The organism is Aquitalea palustris (genome assembly GCF_003693445.1).
Taxonomy (GTDB): domain Bacteria; phylum Pseudomonadota; class Gammaproteobacteria; order Burkholderiales; family Chromobacteriaceae; genus Aquitalea; species Aquitalea palustris.
The window spans coordinates 1-827 of the sequence record NZ_RFAR01000147.1 but is presented as its reverse complement, the minus strand read 5'-3'; the positions used below and the strand labels follow the sequence as shown (position 1 = coordinate 827).

Annotated in this window: 1 protein-coding gene; it reads right to left on the bottom strand. The window is 62.5% G+C overall.

What is annotated here, in order from left to right:
* The coding region (locus tag EAY64_RS20060; protein WP_147456260.1) for a hypothetical protein at positions 1–827 on the bottom strand (827 nt) is incomplete at both ends.

The following is an 827-nucleotide window of genomic DNA, read 5'->3' as shown; positions in this document are numbered from 1 at the left end:
TCAACGGTGGCGGTGCTGCTGGCGGTATGGCCCTGGCTATCAGTGAAGGTGACAGTGACGGTCTGGCCGGCTTCCACGCTGCCGGTACTGCCACTCACCACCACCGCACTGCTTTCAGTGCTGTTATAGACATGATCGCTGCCACTGCCGTCACTGCTGATGGCAATGGTGGCAACCGTATCCTTGCTGTCGGTATTGCTGGCGGTGGCGCTGTTACCGACCACATCGCTGACCGTGGCCTTGACCGTTACCGCGCCATCCACCAGACCGCTCAGGCTGCTGGCCGGAACGGTCCAACTGCCATTGGCTGCTACGGTCGCCGTGGTGGTGACCACGTGGTTGGCGCTGTCGGTGAAGGTGACGGTGACCGTCTGACCGGCTTCCACACCCGTGGTGGTACCGCTGACCACTGCGGCAGCGCTTTCGGTCTTGTTGAATACACCGTCACTGCCGCTGCCATCACTGCTGATGGCAATGGTGGCGGTGGTGTCCTTGACTTCGCTGACGCTGGCGCTGGCCAGGTTGCCGGCTACATCGCTAACGCTGGCTTTCACTGTCACCGGACCATCCAGCAGACCGCTCAGGCTGCTGGCCGGAACTGTCCAGCTACCATTGGCCGCCACGGTCGCCGTAGCGGTGACCACGTGATTGGCGCTGTCGGTAAAGGTGACGGTGACCGTCTGACCAGCGTCCACGCCCGTGGTGGTGCCGCTAACCACAGCGGCAGCGCTTTCGGTCTTGTTGTAAACATGATCACTGCCGCTGCCGTCACTGCTGATGGCAATGCTGGCGGTGGTGTCCAGCTTGGCGCTGTCGCTGCCTTGTGC